A 20,182-nucleotide genomic window follows, 5' to 3' on the forward strand; every position below is an offset into this window, starting at 1 on the left:
TTCCCCATACCTCTTGTCATCAGTAGTGGCTACCACCTAAGCTCAACGCTTGCTTAGTCGGACCACCAATCCACGTTGAAGGACCATCTGATGCCGGCTTTACATGTTTTTATCGACACCAACATTCTCCTCAACTTCTATTCATTTTCGGATGATAAACTCGAAATCCTCGACGAACTTATTGACCTTGTTAATCCTGGCAAGTTAACTATTCACTTACCAAAACAAGTTGAGAATGAACTTAAGCGCAATAGAGAGTCCAAACTTCAGTTCGCAATGACTGAGTTCAAGAATGCTAAGCTCGCGGCTGGCGTACCCCATCATATGCGCGGAACTGAAGCAGCCAAGCAGTACGATGAAGCAATAAAAAGTGCCGAAAAAGCAAAAAAAGTTTTAATTGCAAACGCTGTATCTCTAGCGCTCAGCAATCAGCTAGAGGTCGACGAGAAGCTCGCAAGGCTGTTCACTAAGGCGACCCGTCATCCTGAAGACGATGGAATATACAACCTAGCCTTAGCGAGGATGAACAAGGGCAACCCTCCCGGAAAACCCCAAAGCATTGGTGACCGATATATTTGGGAGACGCTTCTCGCACATGTTCCAGATGGAGATCTATTTATCATCTCGAAAGATGGCGACTATTCGTCACCTCTAACGATGGATAAAACCAGCCGCCCTCTCGCTTTCCTTTCTGACGAGTGGAGCGAGGCAAAGGATGGTGGAAAGCTTACTGTTTTTAAGACAATTAACGAAGTCGTTGAGTATTATAAAAATCTACAGACCCAACCTGAAAATATTGACGCTCCACCTGCCGAAGCACACATTGAAGCTGATACTCTAGAAGTTGTCGACGACGCAAGGATGCTCCCCGAGGCACCAGTTCCTGGACCGACTGTGGAGAATCCTGCACCAGTATCTCCAGCAATACCAGCCGCACAACGTGCACCTATCGATGAAGCTATTTTGGAGTTAGTGGAGAGCGGTAGTTTCTCTACTACCCACTGGGCAGTTGCAGAATTAAATAGCTATTTGTCACTACTGACGAAAGATGATGCAGAACGTTTATTCCAGGCTGCAATCGATAACAACCAAATACATTGGATTATGTCGGACGAAGACGTCAACGACTTCTACCTGTCATTATTTAACAATTGGGTTACAGAAATTGACGCAGAGCTCGCTGATGAAGTCATCGAGTTGCTCGGATTGACCCCCGATCCATCAGAGGAAGAACTGGCGTGAGGAATAAACCGACTGAACTTTCAAAGTTTTCTTCACTCACCCTGCGTATGCGGTAGATCTAAACCATGCAAACTATAACCAAAAGAGGCTGCAAGGCTTTGGCTAACGTGATGGTCTAACGGAACGAGAAATGAGCGAACTGGTAGCGAACTGCCCAAGATGTAAAACCCAAGCAATAACCTTCGACGTCGAGTCAGAAAATTACCTTGGCAAGTCTTATAACTGGCAGAGACATTATGAATTGTTTGCCATTTGCCGAGCCTGTAAAAAATCCACGACATTTTTGGCCTCGCAAAGGGATACGAACATCGATGAGCAATTTCGAAAGCACCTGCCCTCAAATATGCCCACTGCGTTAAATAGAGTTATGGTAGTAACTGATTTCGTATCCCAAAAAGACGCAGCTGCTGACCCTCCTCCTGAACATCTGCCCGAGAATATCGCCGCCGCCTTCAGTGAAGGCGCTGCTTGCATGGCAATAGGTTGCTACAACGCCGGAGCTACAATGTTTCGTTTGTGCCTGGATCTTGCAACCCGCGCAATGCTTCCAGAGGCTGATGAGGCGGGATTAAATTCTAAAATCCGGCGCAGCCTTGGGTTACGGCTTAATTGGCTATTCGAAAATAGCCGCTTACCTGAAGCACTTCGAGATCTGTCATCATGTGTAAAGGACGACGGTAATGATGGTGCACATGAGGGCATATTAAGCGAAGAAGATGCCAAGGATCTTTCTGAGTTCTCATTCATTATGCTCGAACGGATATATACCGAACCCAAGCGAATAGAAATCGCAAAGCAACGGCGTGCGGAACGCCATAATCATTGATGCTCAGAAACTAATAAGCTCTCTACTGCCAGATTTTACATATGACTGACAAGCCGCCAATGCAATCAATCCCCGGTCTCCTTCGTCGGTGATGCTGACAATTCGTTGAGCATGCGCTGGGTCAAGTGCGGCTCGTACGGCGCCATGAACCACGCCGCCGGCGCTGGGGGCGGCAGGCACTGAACAGCCACCGGCTGAATCCGCGTTGAGGAGGGCTGATACGGCTGCTGGGCCGAGAGCGCACCGCAGGAAGCGGCCTAGAGGCCGAGCTGGCAAAGCACAAAGGGCTGGAAATACACGGCGGTTACATACGTGTCGTATTTATGTGGCGACGAATTCGCTGCCGCGAATCACTCGGGTTGGTAGTTACTAAAGCCAACATCAAACATGCGGCCCTGCTCAGGGCGGCAATTACGCACGAGATCAAAATAGAAAAATTCGATTACGGCCGACACTTTCCCGATTCGAAGAACGCGACCAACTACAGCCAGGTAAAAGATGAGCGTCTTGTGGCTTTGATGGCACGCTACAAGCCATTGAAGGCCGTCGACTTGACCCCGATGACCGAAGAAAAATACAGCTACGCCCTCGACATCTGCATCGAATTGCTTGGGCCAGAACGTTTGGCTGGCATCATCTTGCCCGAGGACATTCAAAAGCTTAGAACACAACTGATTGCCGACCGCGCGCCATCAACAGCAAACCACTACCTGGCTACGTTTGCCGGACTCCTGACATGGTGCGAGAACAACAATTACTGCCGGAAGGGGCTGTCCACCGCTTGCACTCGATTCGCGATGACCGATCGTGAGCCGGATCCGCTGACCAAAGTCGAGTTTGAGCAACTATTGAGTAAAGGATGTCTTCATCCTCAGGACTCTGCCGCCGTCACTCTGGCCGTATATACCGGCCTTCGCCCGGGAGAGATGTGCGCCCTAGCAATCGAGGACATCGACCTTGAGGCCGGACTAATTAACATCACCAGGGCGATCACTGCCGATGGAACGTTCAAAGTTCCCAAGACAGGAAAGCCCAGGACAGTTCTCTTGATGCCCCCAGCGCTCGAAGCATGCAAAACTCTGATTGGTCTCGTAGCAAACCATGCACCACGCAAAATCAGAGTGCATATGAACCGCCATGAAAGCCGGTTGGAATCCGCTACTCCTCTATTATCACCGACGACGCAAGCCAGAAAGAAAATCATTAACTACTGGTATATCCCAACATCTTGGAACACAAAGTGGGCCGCTATTCAAAAGCGCTCAGGGATACGTCCACGTAGACCCTATCAGACTCGGCATACCTACGCATGCTGGTGCCTGACCGACCGCGGCAATCTCGCGTTCATAGCCAAACAAATGGGGCATAAAGACTTCACGATGCTGGTCGAAGTCTACGCGAAATGGATGGATGATGAATCGCCGCGAGAGCTAGACCTCATATGGACAAACATTCAACGCCACCAAATACATAAAAACTAGGACTTTCCATCACCATGCATGAAAGAGTTCAATACTTGTAAACGCCGTTGCTCATCCATAATTTGCAGCTCGATCTTAGCTAAATTTTCCGCAGCACGCTTTCTTTTGCGCACTTCTCTTGGATCATTTGGTTTTCTAGCTAATAGCACGCCCTGATAGGCCTGCCGTGCAACAATCAAGTTTGCTAGTGTTTGTTGTGCGGCTGCCCGAGCGGTGATAATGTTTTGATCAATATGGGAGCTCTGACCAAAATTGGTATTAATATCTTTAAAACCTTCAGGCAGCCATGTCTGATCCGTAGTTCCATCATCGTGTAAAAGCTGCCATTCGGCCGCATCATCCAAAGCCGCCTCCCGAACTTCTTCAATTACAGACTCCGAAGTCTTCTGATCGAGGTATTCGTTGGCAAAATTCAAAAAGCCATGATAACTGTAGAGATAAAAGTCCTGCCCTGTTAAAGCAGTAAATTCTTCTATTAATGAAGGGAGAGGCCCCAGCTTTTTACCAGACTGCTCAGCCCACCAATCGGGCTTCTGGTCGCCAGTAACCAAGATGACGGGCCGCTGTTCTTCCTTTGCTTTCTCGATAACCTGATACCAAATAATGAGGTCGCCGTATCGCTTCCTGATTTCTTCAGTAATAGTAGACCCTTTATGTTTTGTTTTATCCTCAAACCCAGGGGGTATATTTTGTGCATATCGCTCCTCACCCTCCTTAACTATCTCGGCGAGCCGCTTCTCGGTAAATGCTGAGCCTACTTTCCCTGAAAGGATTTCAGCCAAAACATCTTTCACATCATCATTAGTGATACGAGCATCGTGAAACTTGCGGCTACCCTCAAGTTCCTCAAGCACTTTCTGTGAAACAGCATGAAACTCACGATACACTTCAGAGGACAAAAAAGGATGTTTAGTCACGGTTTCAAACCCTGTCAGCATCCCTTGAAGTTCATTAATACTAGCCGCGTAGAGTTGCGCCTGATCATGCACTATCTTCGCGCGATTATCTAAAAACTCATAAATGACACGATGAGGAATCCACAGTCGATCGCCCAATCCACGCATTAATTTGTACTGCGCGTCACGTGCTTCTTCCGAGCGACGATATATACCCGTAAGAACATTCGTATCAAAGACGAAAAGACAGTTTTCCCAAAGCTTTACTCTGCGATCCTGATCGGTTGCAAAATGTTGCGAAAAAGCCTCTCTCATTTTCGTCCCTGGTTCGATGAAAAAATTGAGCCTTGATAGCACACGGCCATTCTTTTGACCATCCTGCACCTGATATCCACGAGTGAGTGTAGCGCCCCCCCTATGGTAACCTCCTCGCACATTTCCCAACCGTGCCGGCAACCCCGCCTTTCATTGATACTTCAGAAGATGAAATGCCCCATTTTTGCCCCACGCCCTTGCACAGACAACGCTAAGCCACTGATGAATAAAGCAATTTCTGACTTATCTAACCACACCCCGATGATGCAGCAGTACTGGCGCCTGAAGAACCAGCATCCGGATCAGTTGATGTTCTACCGCATGGGTGATTTCTACGAGATCTTCTATGAGGACGCGAAGAAGGCTGCCAAGTTGCTCGACATCACCCTGACCGCTCGCGGGCAATCGGCGGGCCAGGCGATTCCGATGTGCGGGATTCCTTACCATGCCGCCGAAGGTTATCTGGCGAAGCTGGTGAAACTTGGCGAGTCGGTGGTGATTTGCGAGCAGGTCGGCGACCCGGCCACCAGCAAAGGGCCGGTGGAACGTCAGGTGGTGCGGATCATCACGCCGGGAACGGTGAGTGACGAGGCGCTGCTGGATGAGCGTCGCGACAATCTGATCGCTGCCGTTCTCGGTGATGAGCGCCTGTTTGGCCTGGCGGTACTGGACATCACCAGCGGCAACTTCAGCGTGCTGGAAATCAAGGGTTGGGAAAACCTGCTGGCGGAACTGGAGCGGGTCAACCCGGTGGAACTGCTGATCCCGGATGACTGGCCGAAAGATCTGCCGGCGGAGAAACGTCGTGGTGTTCGTCGTCGCGCGCCTTGGGATTTCGAGCGTGATTCGGCGCTGAAAAGCCTGTGTCAGCAATTTTCCACTCAGGATCTGAAAGGTTTTGGCTGCGAGACCCTGACCCTGGCCATCGGCGCCGCCGGTTGCCTGCTGGCCTATGCCAAGGAAACCCAGCGCACCGCCCTGCCCCATTTGCGCAGCCTACGTCATGAACGCCTGGACGACACCGTGGTGCTTGACGGCGCGAGCCGTCGCAACCTGGAACTGGACACCAACCTGGCCGGAGGTCGCGACAACACGCTGCAATCGGTGGTCGATCGCTGCCAGACCGCCATGGGCAGCCGCTTGCTAACCCGCTGGCTGAATCGTCCGTTGCGCGACTTGACCGTTTTGCTGGCACGCCAGACGTCGATCTCCTGCCTGCTGGACGGCTATCGCTTCGAAAAGCTGCAACCTCAACTCAAGGAAATCGGCGACATCGAGCGGATTCTCGCTCGTATCGGCCTGCGTAACGCTCGCCCGCGAGATCTCGCCCGCCTGCGCGACGCCCTCGGCGCTCTGCCCGAACTGCAAGTGGCAATGACCGAACTGGAAGCGCCGCACTTGCAAAAGCTGGCGACAACCACCAGCACTTACCCCGAACTGGCCGCGCTGCTGGAAAAGGCCATCATCGACAATCCGCCTGCGGTGATTCGTGACGGTGGTGTGTTGAAGACCGGCTACGACAGCGAACTCGACGAACTGCAATCGCTCAGCGAAAACGCCGGGCAATTTTTGATCGACCTCGAAGCCCGCGAAAAAGCCCGTACCGGCCTGTCGCACCTGAAAGTCGGCTACAACCGCATCCACGGCTACTTCATCGAGTTGCCGAGCAAGCAGGCCGAGTCGGCGCCGGCGGACTATATCCGCCGCCAGACCCTCAAGGGCGCCGAGCGCTTTATCACGCCGGAACTCAAGGCCTTCGAAGACAAGGCGCTGTCGGCCAAGAGCCGTGCCCTTGCCCGGGAGAAGATGCTCTACGAAGCGCTGCTCGAAGACCTGATCGCCCAGTTGCCTCCACTGCAGGATACCGCTGGCGCCCTCGCCGAGCTGGACGTGCTGAGCAACCTGGCCGAGCGCGCGCTGAACCTCGACCTGAACTGCCCGCGTTTCGTCAGCGAGCCGTGCATGCGCATCAGCCAGGGTCGTCACCCGGTGGTCGAACAGGTGCTGACCACGCCGTTCGTGGCCAACGACCTGAACCTCGATGACAACACGCGCATGCTGGTGATCACCGGTCCCAACATGGGGGGTAAATCCACCTACATGCGCCAGACCGCGCTGATCGTGCTGCTGGCCCATATCGGCAGTTTCGTGCCCGCTGCCAGTTGCGAGTTGTCGCTGGTCGACCGGATTTTCACCCGGATCGGCTCCAGTGATGACCTGGCGGGCGGGCGCTCGACCTTCATGGTGGAAATGAGCGAAACCGCCAACATCCTGCACAACGCCACAGAGCGCAGCCTGGTCCTGATGGACGAAGTCGGGCGCGGCACCAGTACTTTCGACGGTTTGTCCCTGGCCTGGGCCGCGGCAGAGCGCCTGGCGCATCTGCGCGCCTACACCTTGTTCGCCACCCACTATTTTGAGCTGACGGTCCTGCCGGAAGCCCAACCGCTGGTAGCCAACGTGCACCTCAATGCCACCGAGCACAACGAACGCATCGTGTTCCTGCACCACGTACTGCCAGGGCCTGCCAGCCAGAGCTACGGCCTGGCGGTGGCGCAGCTGGCCGGCGTTCCGAGCGAGGTCATTCTGCGCGCCCGTGAGCATTTAAGCCGACTGGAAGACACCGCCCTGCCCCATGAAGCCCCCAAGCCCGCCAAAGGCAAACCGGCTGCGCCACAGCAGAGCGACCTGTTCGCCAGCCTGCCGCATCCGGTGCTGGATGACCTGGCCAAGCTCGATCTGGACGACATGACACCACGTCGCGCACTCGAAATGCTCTATACACTAAAGACACGGATCTAACGCACAGGCTTGCAAGCTGTTAGAATCTCGCGCGGTTTGGGATGCTGCTGGCTATTAGCCTGGCCAGCAGACTATCGCTCCCAAACCTTGCGACCCCCACGTGAAGGGGCGCAGCAAGCCGCGCCTGAGGAGAAAATTAGAAATGACCTTCGTCGTCACCGACAACTGCATCAAGTGCAAGTACACCGACTGCGTAGAAGTCTGTCCGGTGGACTGCTTTTACGAAGGCCCGAATTTCCTGGTGATTCACCCGGATGAGTGCATCGACTGCGCACTGTGCGAACCTGAATGCCCTGCTGTGGCCATCTTCTCCGAAGATGAAGTCCCAGCCGGTATGGAAAACTTCATCGAATTGAACCTGGAGTTGGCCGACATCTGGCCGAACATCACTGAGCGCAAGGATCCTTTGCCGGACTCCGCTGAGTGGGATGGCAAGCCAGGCAAGCTCGAACACCTCGAACGCTGATTACCCGCGCGTTCCCGAAAAAGGCCCCACAAGGGCCTTTTGCTTTTTTGCAGGCAAAAAAAAGGGGCGGTTTGACCCGCCCACTTTCTTTCCCTATTCCCTGCGTTTCCTTTTCATCTTCCTGATGAATCGCTTCCTGCGATGTCCTTTCCCTTCATCCTTGAAGGGTGTGTCTGTCCCTTTACACCCCCTCGATACTAACCCGATCCTGATTCAGAGCAACCGCGCTTCTGGACCCAAACACTCTGTCATACGACTTTAATCTTAAAAAAATTTCTTATTTATCAGTTACATAAGATCTTGTGGCGACACCACAGGCCGACAGTCTCACTGTAAAAATAACGAACACTTACGCAAAGTGTAAGCAAAGACTTACAACACTCGTCTGCAAACTTGAGCAATGCCAGATCCTGTATCGGTTTTCTCCCGGACAACAAAAAGCCCCGAACAGTCGGGGCTTTTTGTTGCCAGCCATACGAGCCTGTTATTGGAACAGTGACTCGCTCGACAGGCCATTTTTCTCCAGGATCTCCCGAAGACGCTTCAGGCCTTCTACCTGAATCTGTCTGACCCGTTCCCGGGTCAGGCCGATTTCCAGGCCTACGTCTTCAAGGGTGCTGCTTTCATGGCCACGCAGACCGAAGCGGCGTACAACCACCTCGCGCTGCTTGTCGGTCAGCTCAGACAGCCATTGATCGATGCTCTGGGACAGGTCGTCATCCTGCAGCAGTTCGCATGGGTCGGTTGGGCGATCGTCGGTGAGGGTGTCCAGCAGGGTTTTATCCGAATCCGGACCCAGCGAGACGTCGACCGAAGAAACCCGCTCGTTCAGGCCCAGCATGCGCTTGACCTCTCCCACCGGTTTTTCCAGCAGGTTGGCGATTTCTTCGGGTGAGGGTTCATGGTCGAGTTTTTGCGTCAGCTCCCGTGCGGCCCGCAGGTACACGTTAAGCTCCTTGACCACATGGATCGGCAACCGGATGGTCCGGGTCTGATTCATGATCGCGCGCTCGATGGTCTGACGAATCCACCAGGTTGCGTAGGTCGAAAAGCGGAAGCCGCGCTCAGGGTCGAACTTCTCCACCGCCCGGATCAGGCCCAGGTTGCCCTCTTCGATCAGATCGAGCAGCGACAAGCCACGATTGACGTACCGCCGGGCGATTTTCACCACCAGCCGCAGGTTACTTTCAATCATGCGTTTGCGCCCGGCCGGATCTCCACTTTGCGACAGGCGCGCAAAATGAACTTCTTCTTCGGGGGACAATAACGGGGAAAAGCCGATTTCATTGAGGTACAGCTGCGTGGCATCGAGCGCCCGAGTGTAGTCAATGTACTTGTGTTGCTTTAACGAAGCGGAGTGTTTGGATTTGGCACGAACGGAAGGTGAAGCCGCCCCTTCATCATTCGACATCGAATCCGTATCGATGCCGGTCTCCATCAGGAGAACCTCATCGTCGATGTCAAACTCCGGCACTTCTTTACTGAGAGCCATTGTTATAGTCCTTTGGTGAGTTCGACCCCAAGCTCAAGCGGCGCCTTTATCCTTGGCAACGCTGGAGCCTGTCCCCTCTACGCGACGGAACAGGCTGGTAGCAATCAACGGCGTGGCAGGAATTGCAGCGGATCTACAGGTTTACCTTGGCGGCGAATCTCAAAATGCAGTTTCACCCGGTCTGTACCCGTTGACCCCATTTCGGCAATTGTCTGTCCGACCTTGACCTGCTGCCCCTCCCGAACCAACAACCTGCGGTTATGACCGTAGGCACTGACGTAGGTTTCGCTGTGTTTGATGATGACTAATTCGCCGTAGCCCCTTAAGCCACTCCCGGCGTATACCACTGTCCCATCAGACGCAGCTAAAACAGGCTGTCCCAAATCTCCGGCGATATCAATTCCTTTATTCAAACTACCGTTTGAAGAGAATTTTCCAATCAAAATGCCATTAGAAGGCCATCCCCAGCCCGTCGGGGCTGGCCCGGGAGGCGGCAAAGGAGCGGGTGCCGGCTTGGTGGCGACGGACGGTACAACCGCCGGCGTGGTCGTCGTAGCACCGTCGACCGGACGACGAATCACCGTGGTTTTACTCGAGGACGACGGTGTTGAATTGGACGAACTGACGACCGCCGCCGGCGTTGAGCCGCTACGGCCATCGAAGCGAATCGTCTGACCCGGGTGGATCGTGTAGGGCTCGGAAATGTTGTTGCGCGCCGCCAGGGCCTTGTAGTCCCAGCCGTAGCGAAAGGCGATCGAGAACAGGGTGTCTTTCGGCCGGACGACGTACTGCCCCGTGGTCACTGCCGGGCGTTGGGCGACGGTATTGTTGCGGTCAACGACACGTACGTCGCTGGATTTATTGCTGGAACAACCGACCAGCAAGGTGCTCATGACAAGGCCAGTCACCAGGCGCTGAAAGCTCGTTTTACCCATACGCTGCGCAATGACTGTGAGACTCACCCGCCGCTCCCTTTGTGGTGGCTGAAAATTTGATTTGCCCATGTGTCGGCATGAAATGTCGCAAGTATAACGGCCCGTGCAGGCTTTACTCTTAATGAAGCGAAATGGCTTCACGCACACGTTTGCCGTTACACAAAACAGCCTGTTTAACTCAACGATGCCGGAGTAAGACAAAGGCCATCGAAGAGAATTCAGCGTGCTTGAATAAATGCTCAGGCCAGGGGTCCGTTGAGCAACGGGACGAAGCGAACCGCCCCCAGAACACGCCTGGAAAAACCCTGCTCCTCGCGAATGATCAACATCAATTGTTGCACCTCGCCGGACCCGACCGGGATCACCAGACGCCCCCCGGGCGCAAGCTGATCGAGCAACGCCTGAGGTACGTCAGTCGCCACAGCGGTCACGATAATGCCGTTGTAAGGCGCCAGCGCCGGCCAACCCTCCCAGCCATCGCCCCAGCGAAACACCACGTTGCGCAAATTCAACTCGACCAGGCGTTCCTTGGCCCGGTCCTGCAGCACCTTGATGCGCTCGACGGAGAAGACCCGCTCAACCAGCTGCGACAGCACTGCCGTCTGATAGCCCGAGCCCGTGCCGATTTCCATTACTTTGTCCAGCGGGCCCGCCTCCAGCAGCAACTCGCTCATGCGAGCCACCATATAAGGCTGGGAAATGGTCTGGTTATGTCCGATCGGTAGCGCCGTATCCTCGTAGGCACGGTGCGCCAGCGCTTCGTCGACGAACAGGTGACGCGGAGTACGCCGGATGACTTCCAGCACCTTGGCGTTGGAGACACCTTCCTCGTACAGACGCTGGATGAGGCGTTCGCGGGTCCGCTGCGAGGTCATGCCGATGCCGCGGCGCAGCATATCGTCTTGCTCACGAGACATTAGCGCAGTCCCTCCAGCCAGCCATCCAGGCTTCTGAACGCGTCATTGAAGGTGCGATCCAGTTGCAGTGGCGTGATGGACACATAGCCTTGCATCACCGCATGAAAATCGGTCCCCGGCCCGCCATCTTCAGCGTCCCCGGCGGCGGCAATCCAGTACCCCGCCTTGCCGCGCGGGTCGACCACTTTCATCGGCGCAGCAGCGCGGGCGCGATGGCCCAGGCGCGTGAGTTGCACACCGCGGATGTGCTCCAGCGGCAGATTGGGAATGTTCACGTTCAGAACCGTGCGCGGTGGCAGATTGAGATCCGCCTGGGCCTCGACCAGTTTTCGCGCAAAGTAAGCGGCCGTCGGCAGGTTATCGACCTGGCGCGAGACCAGCGAAAAGGCAAACGCGGGACGTGCCAGGAAACGCCCTTCGAGCGCCGCCGCCACGGTCCCGGAATACAGGACATCGTCCCCCAGGTTGGCGCCCAGGTTGATCCCGGACACCACCATGTCCACGTCACGCTCCAGCAAGCCATTGAGGCCCAGGTGCACGCAGTCGGTCGGCGTGCCATTGACGCTGATGAAGCCGTTGGCCAACGTTTGCGGATGCAACGGGCGGTCGAGCGTCAGCGAGCTGCTGGCGCCGCTTTTGTCCTGGTCCGGGGCGATAACCACGCACTCGGTGTAATCCGCCAGCGCAGCATGAAGCGCGGCGAGACCGGGTGCTGTTACCCCATCGTCGTTAGAAATCAGAATACGCATGGGCTGTCCGTCTGCCCCACCGGCACCAGATCAACAAGCTCGCGCACCAATACGGTGGCAAAGCATCCGGCCGGCAGGACGAATTCCAGTTGCAGAATGTCAGGCTCGGGATAATGCCACGTCAACCCGGCAATGGGCAGCCGCAGGATTCGACGTTCGTGACTCATTCCCGCGTTGATCAACCAATCGCGAAGGTCGGCTTCGCGAGCGGCGATAGCCTGCTCCAGTTCATGGACAGCGCCCGTGGCCGGCGAGTCACCTTCGCCCCACTGCGGCCCTGTCGGGTGCAGATCGAGAATCGCCAGGCGCGGATCACTGCACTCGGCCTCACCGGCCGGGAAAAAGCTGCGGCTGTCGGTGAACGCCAGCAGATCACCCACCTGGGCGCGCTGCCAGGTGCCGTCGGCGACACGCGCGGCCAATACCTGGTTGAACAGAAAACTGCGGGCGGTCGAGAGCAGGCGCGAGCGCACATTGCGCTGCTCCGGCAGGGCCTTGCGCGCCGCCCAGGCACGGGCGTCGACCACGTTGCCGCCGTCATGCCCGAAGCGCTGGGCGCCGAAATAATTGGGGATGCCGTGTTTGGCGATCAGTTGCAGGCGCGCGTCAATGGCGGCCTTGTCTCCTGCGAACTGGGTCAGGCGCAAGGTGAAGCCGTTGGCCGAATGGGCGCCGCGTTGCAGCTTGCGTTTATGCCGGCTGGTCTTGAGGATTTTCAGCGTGTCGTTTTCCGCCGTCGACAGGTCCGGGTCGGCCTTGCCCGGCAGTTGCACACTGAACCACTGGCGGGTCAGCGCCTGGCGATCCTTGAGCCCGGCGTAACTGACGGTGCGCAAGGGCACGCCTGCGGCCTTGGCGATACGCCGCGCCGCTTCCTCGGTGTTCAGGCCGCGCTTCTCCACCCAGATCCACAGGTGTTCGCCGTCACCGCTCAGGGGAATATCGAGGACTTCGTCGACCTGGAAATCTTCAGCGATGGCTTTCAGTACCGCCGTGCCGAGGGCCTCGCCATAGGCCCGAGGGCCGAGCAATTGCAATTCGTTCATGCGCGCAGCAACAAGGCAACGGAATGCACGGCAATGCCTTCCTCGCGACCGACAAAACCCAGCTTCTCGGTAGTAGTGGCTTTCACGTTCACTTGATCCAACTCAACTTGAAGATCCGCGGCAATCAGCGCGCGCATCGATTCGATATGCGGGGCCATTTTCGGCGCCTGGGCAACGATGGTGTTGTCGACGTTGCCGACCTTCCAGCCCTTGGCGTGGACCAATGCGACGACATGACGCAGCAGCACACGACTGTCGGCGCCCTTGAACTGCGGGTCGGTGTCCGGGAAATGCTTGCCGATATCGCCCAGCGCAGCCGCGCCGAGCAAGGCATCGCTCAAGGCATGCAGCAGGACGTCACCGTCGGAATGAGCGAGCAGCCCGAAGCCGTGTGCGATACGCACGCCGCCCAGAGTAATGAAATCGCCTTCAGCGAAACGGTGTACATCGTAGCCGTGGCCAATACGCATAAAAAAAACGCCCCGATTTTTGTCAGGGCGTGATTCTACCTGCTATTGAGCACCTAGAGCATGCGCGTGATGCCGCAAGTGATCTTCGATGAAACTGGCAATAAAGAAATAGCTGTGGTCATAGCCGGGTTGCAGGCGCAACGTCAGCGGATGACCGGCCAGCCGGGTCGCCTGTTGCAAAGCTTCAGGCTTGAGCTGAGTGGCGAGGAAGTCGTCGCGATCGCCCTGATCGACCAGCAGCGGCAGCTTTTCATCCGCCTCGGCGATCAACGCGCAGGCATCCCACTCGCGCCATTTCGAACGGTCTTCGCCCAGATACCGGGAAAACGCCTTTTGACCCCAGGGGCAGTCCATCGGGTTGTTGATGGGCGAGAACGCCGACACCGACAGATAACGTCCCGGATTGCGCAACGCACAAACCAGCGCGCCATGACCACCCATGGAATGACCGCTGATGCCACGCTTGGCCGATGCCGGAAAATGGCTTTCGACCAATGCCGGCAATTCCTGCACGACATAGTCATGCATCCGATAGTGACGCGACCAGGGTTCCTGGGTCGCGTTCAGATAGAACCCGGCACCGAGACCGAAATCCCAGGCACCGTCCGGATCACCCGGCACGTCGGCGCCGCGAGGACTGGTGTCCGGCGCGACAATAATCAGCCCCAATTCGGCAGCCACCCGCATGGCACCGGCCTTCTGCATGAAGTTCTCATCGGTGCAGGTCAGGCCCGACAGCCAGTAGAGCACCGGCAGTTTGCCGCCCTGCTCCGCCTGCGGCGGCAAGTAAACGGCGAACACCATGTCGCAACCAAGGGTTTCCGAGCGATGGCGATAACGCTTGTGCCAGCCACCGAAGCTTTTCTGGCAGGAGATGTTTTCCAGAGTCATAGGTCTGTTCAGCTGCCGGCTGCAAGCCTTGAGCTGCAAGAAGGCGCGAACCCGCTTGCAGCTGATGGCCTGAAGCTTTGCGCTGCTCCTTAGAAATGAATGACAGAGCGGATGCTTTTGCCTTCGTGCATCAGGTCGAATGCCTTGTTGATATCTTCCAGGCCCATGGTGTGGGTGATGAAGGTATCCAGCGGGATTTCACCGGTTTCGGACATTTCCACGTAGCTTGGCAGCTCGGTACGGCCACGCACGCCACCGAACGCCGAACCGCGCCACACGCGCCCGGTCACCAGCTGGAACGGACGGGTAGAGATTTCCTGGCCGGCACCGGCCACGCCGATGATCACCGACTCGCCCCAACCCTTGTGGCAGCACTCAAGTGCCGCACGCATCAGCTGTACATTGCCGATGCACTCGAAGGAGAAATCGACGCCGCCATCGGTCATGTCGACGATGACTTCCTGGATCGGACGGTCGAAGTCTTTCGGGTTTACACAATCGGTTGCACCCAGCTGTTTGGCAATTTCGAATTTGGCCGGGTTGATGTCGATGGCGATGATCCGGGCCGCCTTGGCCTTGACCGCGCCGATCACGGCCGACAGACCAATGCCGCCGAGACCGAAAATGGCCACGGTGTCACCCGGTTTCACCTTGGCGGTGTTCAGCACTGCGCCGATACCGGTAGTGACGCCACAGCCCAGCAGGCAGACTTTCTCCAGTGGCGCTTCCTTGGCAATTTTGGCCACGGAAATTTCCGGCAGCACGGTGTACTCGGAGAAGGTGGAAGTACCCATGTAGTGGAAAATCGTTTCGCCCTTGTAGGAAAAACGCGAAGTACCGTCCGGCATCAAACCCTTGCCCTGCGTGGCGCGAATTGCCTGGCACAGGTTGGTTTTGCCCGACAGGCAGAATTTGCATTTACGGCATTCCGGGGTGTACAGCGGAATCACGTGATCGCCCACTGCGACGGACGTCACGCCCTCGCCGATCGCCTCGACGATCGCTCCGCCTTCGTGACCGAGAATCGAAGGGAAAATACCTTCCGGGTCAGCGCCGGACAGCGTGTAGGCGTCGGTATGGCAGACACCGGAGGCCACCACGCGCAGCAACACTTCACCAGCCTTGGGCATGGCGACATCGACTTCAACGATTTCCAGAGGCTTCTTGGCCTCGAAGGCAACGGCGGCGCGTGACTTGATCATGGTGATTCTCCAATGAATAAAAACGAGACAGGGAGTGTAATACGGCGCTCCACAGTGAATAATCCGGGCAAAAGCAAAACATTATTGCTGTACAGGGATAATCGTCGATGTCTGAAAGCCGCTGGGAAGGTATAGATGAGTTCGTTGCCGTTGCCGAATGCAGCCAGTTCACGGCGGCCGCCGAACGGCTGGGCGTTTCCTCTTCCCATATCAGTCGACAAATCGCACGTCTCGAAGAGCGTTTACAAACGCGACTGCTCTACCGCAGTACTCGCCGGGTCACGCTGACCGAAGCCGGGCAAACGTTCCTGCAACATTGCCAGCGCCTGCAGGATGGTCGCGAAGAGGCGTTGCGAGCGGTGGGCGATTTGACCAGCGAACCCAAGGGCATGCTGCGCATGACCTGCGCCGTAGCATACGGCGAACGTTTCATCGTGCCCTTGGTGACGCGATTCATGGGGCTGTATCCGCAACTGCGGATCGACATTGAACTGAGCAACCGCCAACTGGACCTGGTGCATGAAGGCCTGGACCTGGCGATCCGCCTGGGGCGCTTGCAGGACTCGCGCCTGGTCGCGACGCGCTTGGCACCACGGCGCATGTTTCTGTGCGCATCGCCTTCCTACGTGGAGCGTTATGGTCGCCCACACAGTCTGTCGGAGCTAAGTCGGCACAACTGCCTTATTGGCAGTTCGGACCTGTGGCAACTGGAACAGAACGGGCGGGAATTTTCGCAACGGGTGCAGGGAAACTGGCGCTGCAACAGTGGGCAAGCAGTGCTGGACGCCGCGCTACAGGGTGTCGGCTTGTGCCAATTGCCCGATTATTACGTGCTGGAGCATCTGAAAAGCGGCGCGTTGATTTCGCTGCTCGAAGCGCATCAACCACCCAATACGGCCGTCTGGGCGCTGTATCCACAGCAACGGCATCTGTCGCCGAAGGTGCGCAAGCTGGTGGATTACTTGAAGGAAGGGTTGGCGCAGAGGCCTGAATACCGGGTGTGTTAGCGGCGGTTGGCCCAGCGCTGACGCAACCATTCGAGGTCCTCGGGGCGAGTGACCTTGAGGTTATCGGAGCGCCCTTCGATCAGGCGCGGCGACTGGCCCGCCCACTCCATGGCCGACGCTTCATCGGTGATCACCGCGTCCGCCACCAGACTGTCCGCCAACGCCCGATGCAAGGCACCGAGACGAAACATTTGTGGCGTGTAGGCTTGCCAGATCACGCTGCGGTCCACGGTTTCGACGACGCGACCGTGCTTGTCGACGCGTTTGAGCGTATCCCGTGCCGGCACCGCCAGCAGTCCGCCCACCGGATCATCCGCCAGCTCGGCGAGCAGGTTATCCAGATCCGCACGACTCAGGTTCGGTCGCGCCGCATCGTGGACCAGCACCCAATCTTCATCGCCTGCGCCCTGCCCGTGCAAATGCAGCAAGGCATTGAGCACCGAAGCGGAACGTTCGGCGCCACCTTCGACACGGGCAATGCGTGGATCGCTGGCACAGGCCAGGTTTGGCCAATAGGGATCATCGACAGCAAGACTGACCACCACGCCTTTGAGGCAAGGATGATCGAGGAAACAGCCAAGGCTGTGTTCGAGAATAGTGCGCCCGCCCAGTTGCAAGTATTGCTTGGGACGGTCCGCGGCCATACGGGCACCAACGCCCGCGGCAGGAATCACGGCCCAGAAGGCCGGCAGGGACTGGTTCATTGTGCCAACTGGTAAAGGGTTTCACCGTCCTTGACCATGCCCAGTTCATGACGAGCCCGTTCTTCAACGGTCTCCATGCCCTTTTTCAACTCGCTGACTTCAGCGTCCATCACCCGATTACGCTCCAGCAATGCCTCGTTCTCGGCATGCTGATCCGCAATCTGCTGCTTCAGCTCGGCCACTTGCGCCAGGCTGCCATTTCCCACCCAAAGGCGGTACTGCAGGCCAGCCAGCAGCAGGAGCAAGACGAGGAACAACCAATTGGGACTGCGCATCGAATATCAGGTATCCAGTGGAAAAAGACCGCCACACCAAAACATGAAGCTGCTGACAGCACGAAGCCTGGAAGACCCAGGCTTGTGCTTATAAGGCATCAGATTAGTGGCAAAAACGTCGCAGTAGCGATTTTTCCGACACAATCTGCCGACTTTTTTTCAGCCATCGATCAACCGCGGAATTCGCCGCGACCGTTGTACTTGGCTTTGCCGTTCAACTGCTCTTCGATACGCAGCAGTTGGTTGTACTTGGAAACGCGGTCGGAACGGCACAGGGAGCCGGTCTTGATCTGGCCAGCCGAAGTGCCCACGGCCAGGTCGGCAATGGTCGAATCTTCGGTTTCGCCCGAACGGTGCGAGATCACGGCGGTGTAACCGGCAGCCTTGGCCATCTGGATGGCTTCCAGGGTTTCGGTCAGGGTGCCGATCTGGTTGAACTTGATTAGGATCGAGTTGGCGATCTTCTTGTCGATGCCTTCTTTCAGGATCTTGGTGTTGGTCACGAACAGGTCGTCGCCCACCAGCTGAGTCTTCTCGCCGATCTTGTCGGTCAGGATTTTCCAGCCAGCCCAGTCGGACTCGTCCAGACCGTCTTCGATGGAGATGATCGGGTAACGCTCGGTCAGGCCTTTCAGGTAATCAGCGAAACCTTCAGCGGTGAACACCTGGCCTTCGCCGGACAGGTTGTACTTGCCGTCTTCGTAGAATTCGCTGGCTGCGCAGTCCAGGGCCAGGGTCACATCGGTGCCCAGCTTGTAACCGGCGTTGGCCACGGCTTCGGAGATCACTTTCAAAGCGTCTTCGTTGGAAGCCAGGTTAGGCGCGAAACCACCTTCGTCACCGACGGCAGTGCTCAGGCCACGGGCCTTCAGAACGGCTTTGAGGTGGTGGAAGATTTCGGTGCCCATGCGCAGGCCTTCCGAGAAGGACTTGGCGCCAACCGGCTGGACCATGAACTCCTGGATGTCGACGTTGTTATCGGCGTGCTCGCCACCGTTGATGATGTTCATCATCGGAACCGGCATCGAGTAGACACCCGGGGTGCCGTTCAGGTTGGCGATGTGAGCGTACAGCGGCAGGTCCTGGTCCTGTGCTGCTGCCTTGGCCGCTGCCAGGGAAACGGCGAGGATCGCGTTGGCGCCCAGGGTCGCTTTGTTATCGGTGCCGTCCAGCTTGATCATCGCCAGGTCCAGCGCTTTCTGGTCGCTTGGATCGGTGCCTTTGAGCAGGTCGCGGATCGGGCCGTTGATGTTGGCTACGGCCTTGAGGACGCCCTTGCCCAGGTAACGGCTCTTGTCGCCATCACGCAGCTCGAGTGCTTCACGCGAGCCAGTGGAAGCACCGGACGGCGCGCAGGCGCTGCCGATGATGCCGTTATCGAGAAGCACGTCCGCTTCCACGGTGGGATTGCCACGGGAGTCGAGAACTTCACGACCTTTGATGTCGACGATTTTAGCCATTGTTGTAAACACTCCAAAGTTGACGAAAACGACGCAGCTAGAGGAAATCTTTTACCGTCGGCAAGCGAGGTGCAGCGGGGCAGACTTGCGGACGATAACGCTCAGGCCCGAGGGCCTGAGCGTTAATTCGTGCGGTACTTTACCGGAGAAATGAGGATTACGCGGTTTCTACCGTCGGAAAACTCTTAACCAGTTCGTCCAGTGCTTTGAGCTGGGCCAGGAATGGCTCCAGTTTGTCCAGACGCAAGGCGCAAGGACCATCGCACTTGGCGTTGTCCGGGTCCGGGTGGGCTTCGAGGAACAGCCCGGCAAGAGACTGGCTCATGCCGGCTTTGGCCAGATCGGTGACCTGGGCGCGGCGACCACCGGCGGAATCGGAGCGACCGCCAGGCATTTGCAGGGCGTGGGTCACGTCGAAGAACACCGGGTATTCGAACTGCTTCATGATGCCGAAGCCCAGCATGTCGACGACCAGGTTGTTGTAGCCGAAACTCGAACCACGTTCGCAGAGGATCAGCTGATCGTTACCCGCTTCCACGCATTTGTTCAGGATGTGTTTCATTTCCTGAGGTGCGAGGAACTGGGCTTTCTTGATGTTGATCACCGCACCAGTCTTCGCCATCGCGACCACCAGGTCGGTCTGGCGCGACAGGAAGGCCGGCAACTGGATGATGTCGCAGACTTCAGCGACGACCGCGGCCTGTTCAGGCTCGTGGACGTCGGTGATGATCGGCACGCCGAAGGCTTGCTTGATGTCCTGGAAAATCCGCATGCCCTCTTCCAGGCCTGGGCCACGGAAAGAGGTCACGGAGGAGCGGTTGGCCTTGTCGAAGCTGGCCTTGAACACGTAAGGGATACCGAGTTTTTCGGTGACCTTCACGTACTCTTCGCAGACCTGCATCGCCATGTCGCGGCTTTCCAGCACGTTCATGCCACCGAACAGCACCATTGGCTTGTCGTTGGCAATCTCGATTTCGCCTACGCGGATGATCTTCTGCGCCATCAG

19 protein-coding genes and 1 pseudogene are annotated in these 20,182 nt (G+C 56.7%); 6 read left to right on the top strand and 14 right to left on the bottom strand.

Annotated elements, in window-relative coordinates; all coding sequences use genetic code 11:
- Window positions 1–90 precede the first annotated feature (90 nt).
- Both ABTV29_RS25155 and ABTV29_RS25160 read left to right on the top strand, forming a co-directional pair.
- On the top strand, window positions 91–1,242 hold the full coding sequence (locus tag ABTV29_RS25155; RefSeq protein WP_433767302.1) for a PIN domain-containing protein: 1,152 nt from the start codon (window positions 91–93) through the stop codon (window positions 1,240–1,242).
- A 130-nt stretch (window positions 1,243–1,372) separates the two neighbouring features.
- On the top strand, window positions 1,373–2,068 hold the full coding sequence (locus tag ABTV29_RS25160) for a DUF4145 domain-containing protein (RefSeq protein ID WP_433767303.1): 696 nt from the start codon (window positions 1,373–1,375) through the stop codon (window positions 2,066–2,068).
- Between the two features lie 3 nt (window positions 2,069–2,071).
- Here ABTV29_RS25160 and ABTV29_RS25165 read toward each other — a convergent pair.
- Window positions 2,072–2,287 (bottom strand): annotated as a pseudogene (locus ABTV29_RS25165) (lysis protein); the annotation flags it as partial.
- A gap of 8 nt (window positions 2,288–2,295) precedes the next feature.
- Between ABTV29_RS25165 and ABTV29_RS25170 the strand changes: the two are divergent.
- A complete protein-coding gene (locus tag ABTV29_RS25170; RefSeq protein ID WP_433772007.1) occupies window positions 2,296–3,549 on the top strand; it encodes an Arm DNA-binding domain-containing protein in 1,254 nt (417 codons plus the stop codon).
- On the opposite strand, the gene ABTV29_RS25175 is transcribed toward ABTV29_RS25170, so the two are convergent.
- Window positions 3,546–4,829, bottom strand: a complete 1,284-nt coding sequence (locus ABTV29_RS25175; protein ID WP_433767304.1) for a PIN-like domain-containing protein — start codon at window positions 4,827–4,829, stop codon at window positions 3,546–3,548. The two genes, ABTV29_RS25170 and ABTV29_RS25175, sit on opposite strands and share 4 nt — an antisense overlap.
- A gap of 165 nt (window positions 4,830–4,994) precedes the next feature.
- Between ABTV29_RS25175 and mutS the strand changes: the two genes are divergently transcribed.
- Window positions 4,995–7,562 (top strand): DNA mismatch repair protein MutS, encoded by a 2,568-nt coding sequence (gene mutS, locus ABTV29_RS25180; protein WP_433772009.1) that lies wholly within the window; start codon window positions 4,995–4,997, stop codon window positions 7,560–7,562.
- 142 nt (window positions 7,563–7,704) lie between these two features.
- Entirely contained in the window at window positions 7,705–8,028 is a 324-nt protein-coding gene (gene fdxA, locus ABTV29_RS25185; RefSeq protein WP_433767305.1) for a ferredoxin FdxA, read from the top strand.
- Between the two features lie 484 nt (window positions 8,029–8,512).
- On the opposite strand, the gene rpoS is transcribed toward fdxA, so the two are convergent.
- The 8 genes from rpoS to ABTV29_RS25225 all read right to left on the bottom strand — a co-directional run bounded on the left by rpoS (window position 8,513) and on the right by ABTV29_RS25225 (window position 15,730).
- Window positions 8,513–9,520 (bottom strand): RNA polymerase sigma factor RpoS, encoded by a 1,008-nt coding sequence (gene rpoS, locus ABTV29_RS25190; protein ID WP_110966678.1) that lies wholly within the window; start codon window positions 9,518–9,520, stop codon window positions 8,513–8,515.
- 104 nt (window positions 9,521–9,624) lie between these two features.
- Window positions 9,625–10,482, bottom strand: coding sequence for a peptidoglycan DD-metalloendopeptidase family protein (locus ABTV29_RS25195; RefSeq protein WP_433767306.1), 858 nt, complete (start codon window positions 10,480–10,482; stop codon window positions 9,625–9,627).
- 212 nt (window positions 10,483–10,694) lie between these two features.
- Window positions 10,695–11,330, bottom strand: coding sequence for a protein-L-isoaspartate(D-aspartate) O-methyltransferase (locus ABTV29_RS25200; protein WP_172901226.1), 636 nt, complete (start codon window positions 11,328–11,330; stop codon window positions 10,695–10,697).
- A gap of 41 nt (window positions 11,331–11,371) precedes the next feature.
- Window positions 11,372–12,121, bottom strand: a complete 750-nt coding sequence (gene surE, locus ABTV29_RS25205) for a 5'/3'-nucleotidase SurE (RefSeq protein WP_433767307.1) — start codon at window positions 12,119–12,121, stop codon at window positions 11,372–11,374.
- A complete protein-coding gene (gene truD / locus ABTV29_RS25210; RefSeq protein ID WP_433767308.1) occupies window positions 12,109–13,167 on the bottom strand; it encodes a tRNA pseudouridine(13) synthase TruD in 1,059 nt (352 codons plus the stop codon). Before truD ends, surE begins: the two co-directional genes overlap by 13 nt.
- Window positions 13,164–13,637, bottom strand: coding sequence for a 2-C-methyl-D-erythritol 2,4-cyclodiphosphate synthase (gene ispF, locus ABTV29_RS25215; protein ID WP_096513149.1), 474 nt, complete (start codon window positions 13,635–13,637; stop codon window positions 13,164–13,166). Before ispF ends, truD begins: the two co-directional genes overlap by 4 nt.
- Window positions 13,638–13,679: 42 nt before the next feature.
- A complete protein-coding gene (gene fghA, locus ABTV29_RS25220) occupies window positions 13,680–14,528 on the bottom strand; it encodes an S-formylglutathione hydrolase (RefSeq protein WP_433767309.1) in 849 nt (282 codons plus the stop codon).
- An 89-nt stretch (window positions 14,529–14,617) separates the two neighbouring features.
- A complete protein-coding gene (locus tag ABTV29_RS25225; protein ID WP_175375049.1) occupies window positions 14,618–15,730 on the bottom strand; it encodes an S-(hydroxymethyl)glutathione dehydrogenase/class III alcohol dehydrogenase in 1,113 nt (370 codons plus the stop codon).
- Window positions 15,731–15,837: 107 nt separating this feature from the next.
- On the opposite strand from ABTV29_RS25225, the gene ABTV29_RS25230 reads away from it, so the two are divergent.
- Window positions 15,838–16,737: a LysR substrate-binding domain-containing protein gene (locus tag ABTV29_RS25230; protein WP_433767310.1), complete on the top strand. Its 900-nt coding sequence runs from the start codon at window positions 15,838–15,840 to the stop codon at window positions 16,735–16,737.
- Here ABTV29_RS25230 and ispD read toward each other — a convergent pair.
- The 4 genes from ispD to kdsA all read right to left on the bottom strand — a co-directional run bounded on the left by ispD (window position 16,734) and on the right by kdsA (window position 20,179).
- Window positions 16,734–17,441: a 2-C-methyl-D-erythritol 4-phosphate cytidylyltransferase gene (gene ispD, locus ABTV29_RS25235; RefSeq protein WP_433767311.1), complete on the bottom strand. Its 708-nt coding sequence runs from the start codon at window positions 17,439–17,441 to the stop codon at window positions 16,734–16,736. The genes ABTV29_RS25230 and ispD overlap by 4 nt on opposite strands.
- Complete coding sequence (gene ftsB / locus ABTV29_RS25240) at window positions 17,438–17,716, bottom strand: cell division protein FtsB (protein WP_007907178.1); 279 nt, start codon at window positions 17,714–17,716, stop codon at window positions 17,438–17,440. Before ftsB ends, ispD begins: the two co-directional genes overlap by 4 nt.
- 170 nt (window positions 17,717–17,886) lie before the next feature.
- Window positions 17,887–19,176: a phosphopyruvate hydratase gene (gene eno, locus ABTV29_RS25245; protein ID WP_433767312.1), complete on the bottom strand. Its 1,290-nt coding sequence runs from the start codon at window positions 19,174–19,176 to the stop codon at window positions 17,887–17,889.
- A gap of 157 nt (window positions 19,177–19,333) precedes the next feature.
- A complete protein-coding gene (gene kdsA, locus ABTV29_RS25250; RefSeq protein ID WP_433767313.1) occupies window positions 19,334–20,179 on the bottom strand; it encodes a 3-deoxy-8-phosphooctulonate synthase in 846 nt (281 codons plus the stop codon).
- Window positions 20,180–20,182 lie beyond the last annotated feature (3 nt).

This window comes from Pseudomonas putida (genome assembly GCF_050989985.1).
GTDB classification, from domain to species: Bacteria; Pseudomonadota; Gammaproteobacteria; order Pseudomonadales; family Pseudomonadaceae; genus Aquipseudomonas; species Aquipseudomonas putida_AI.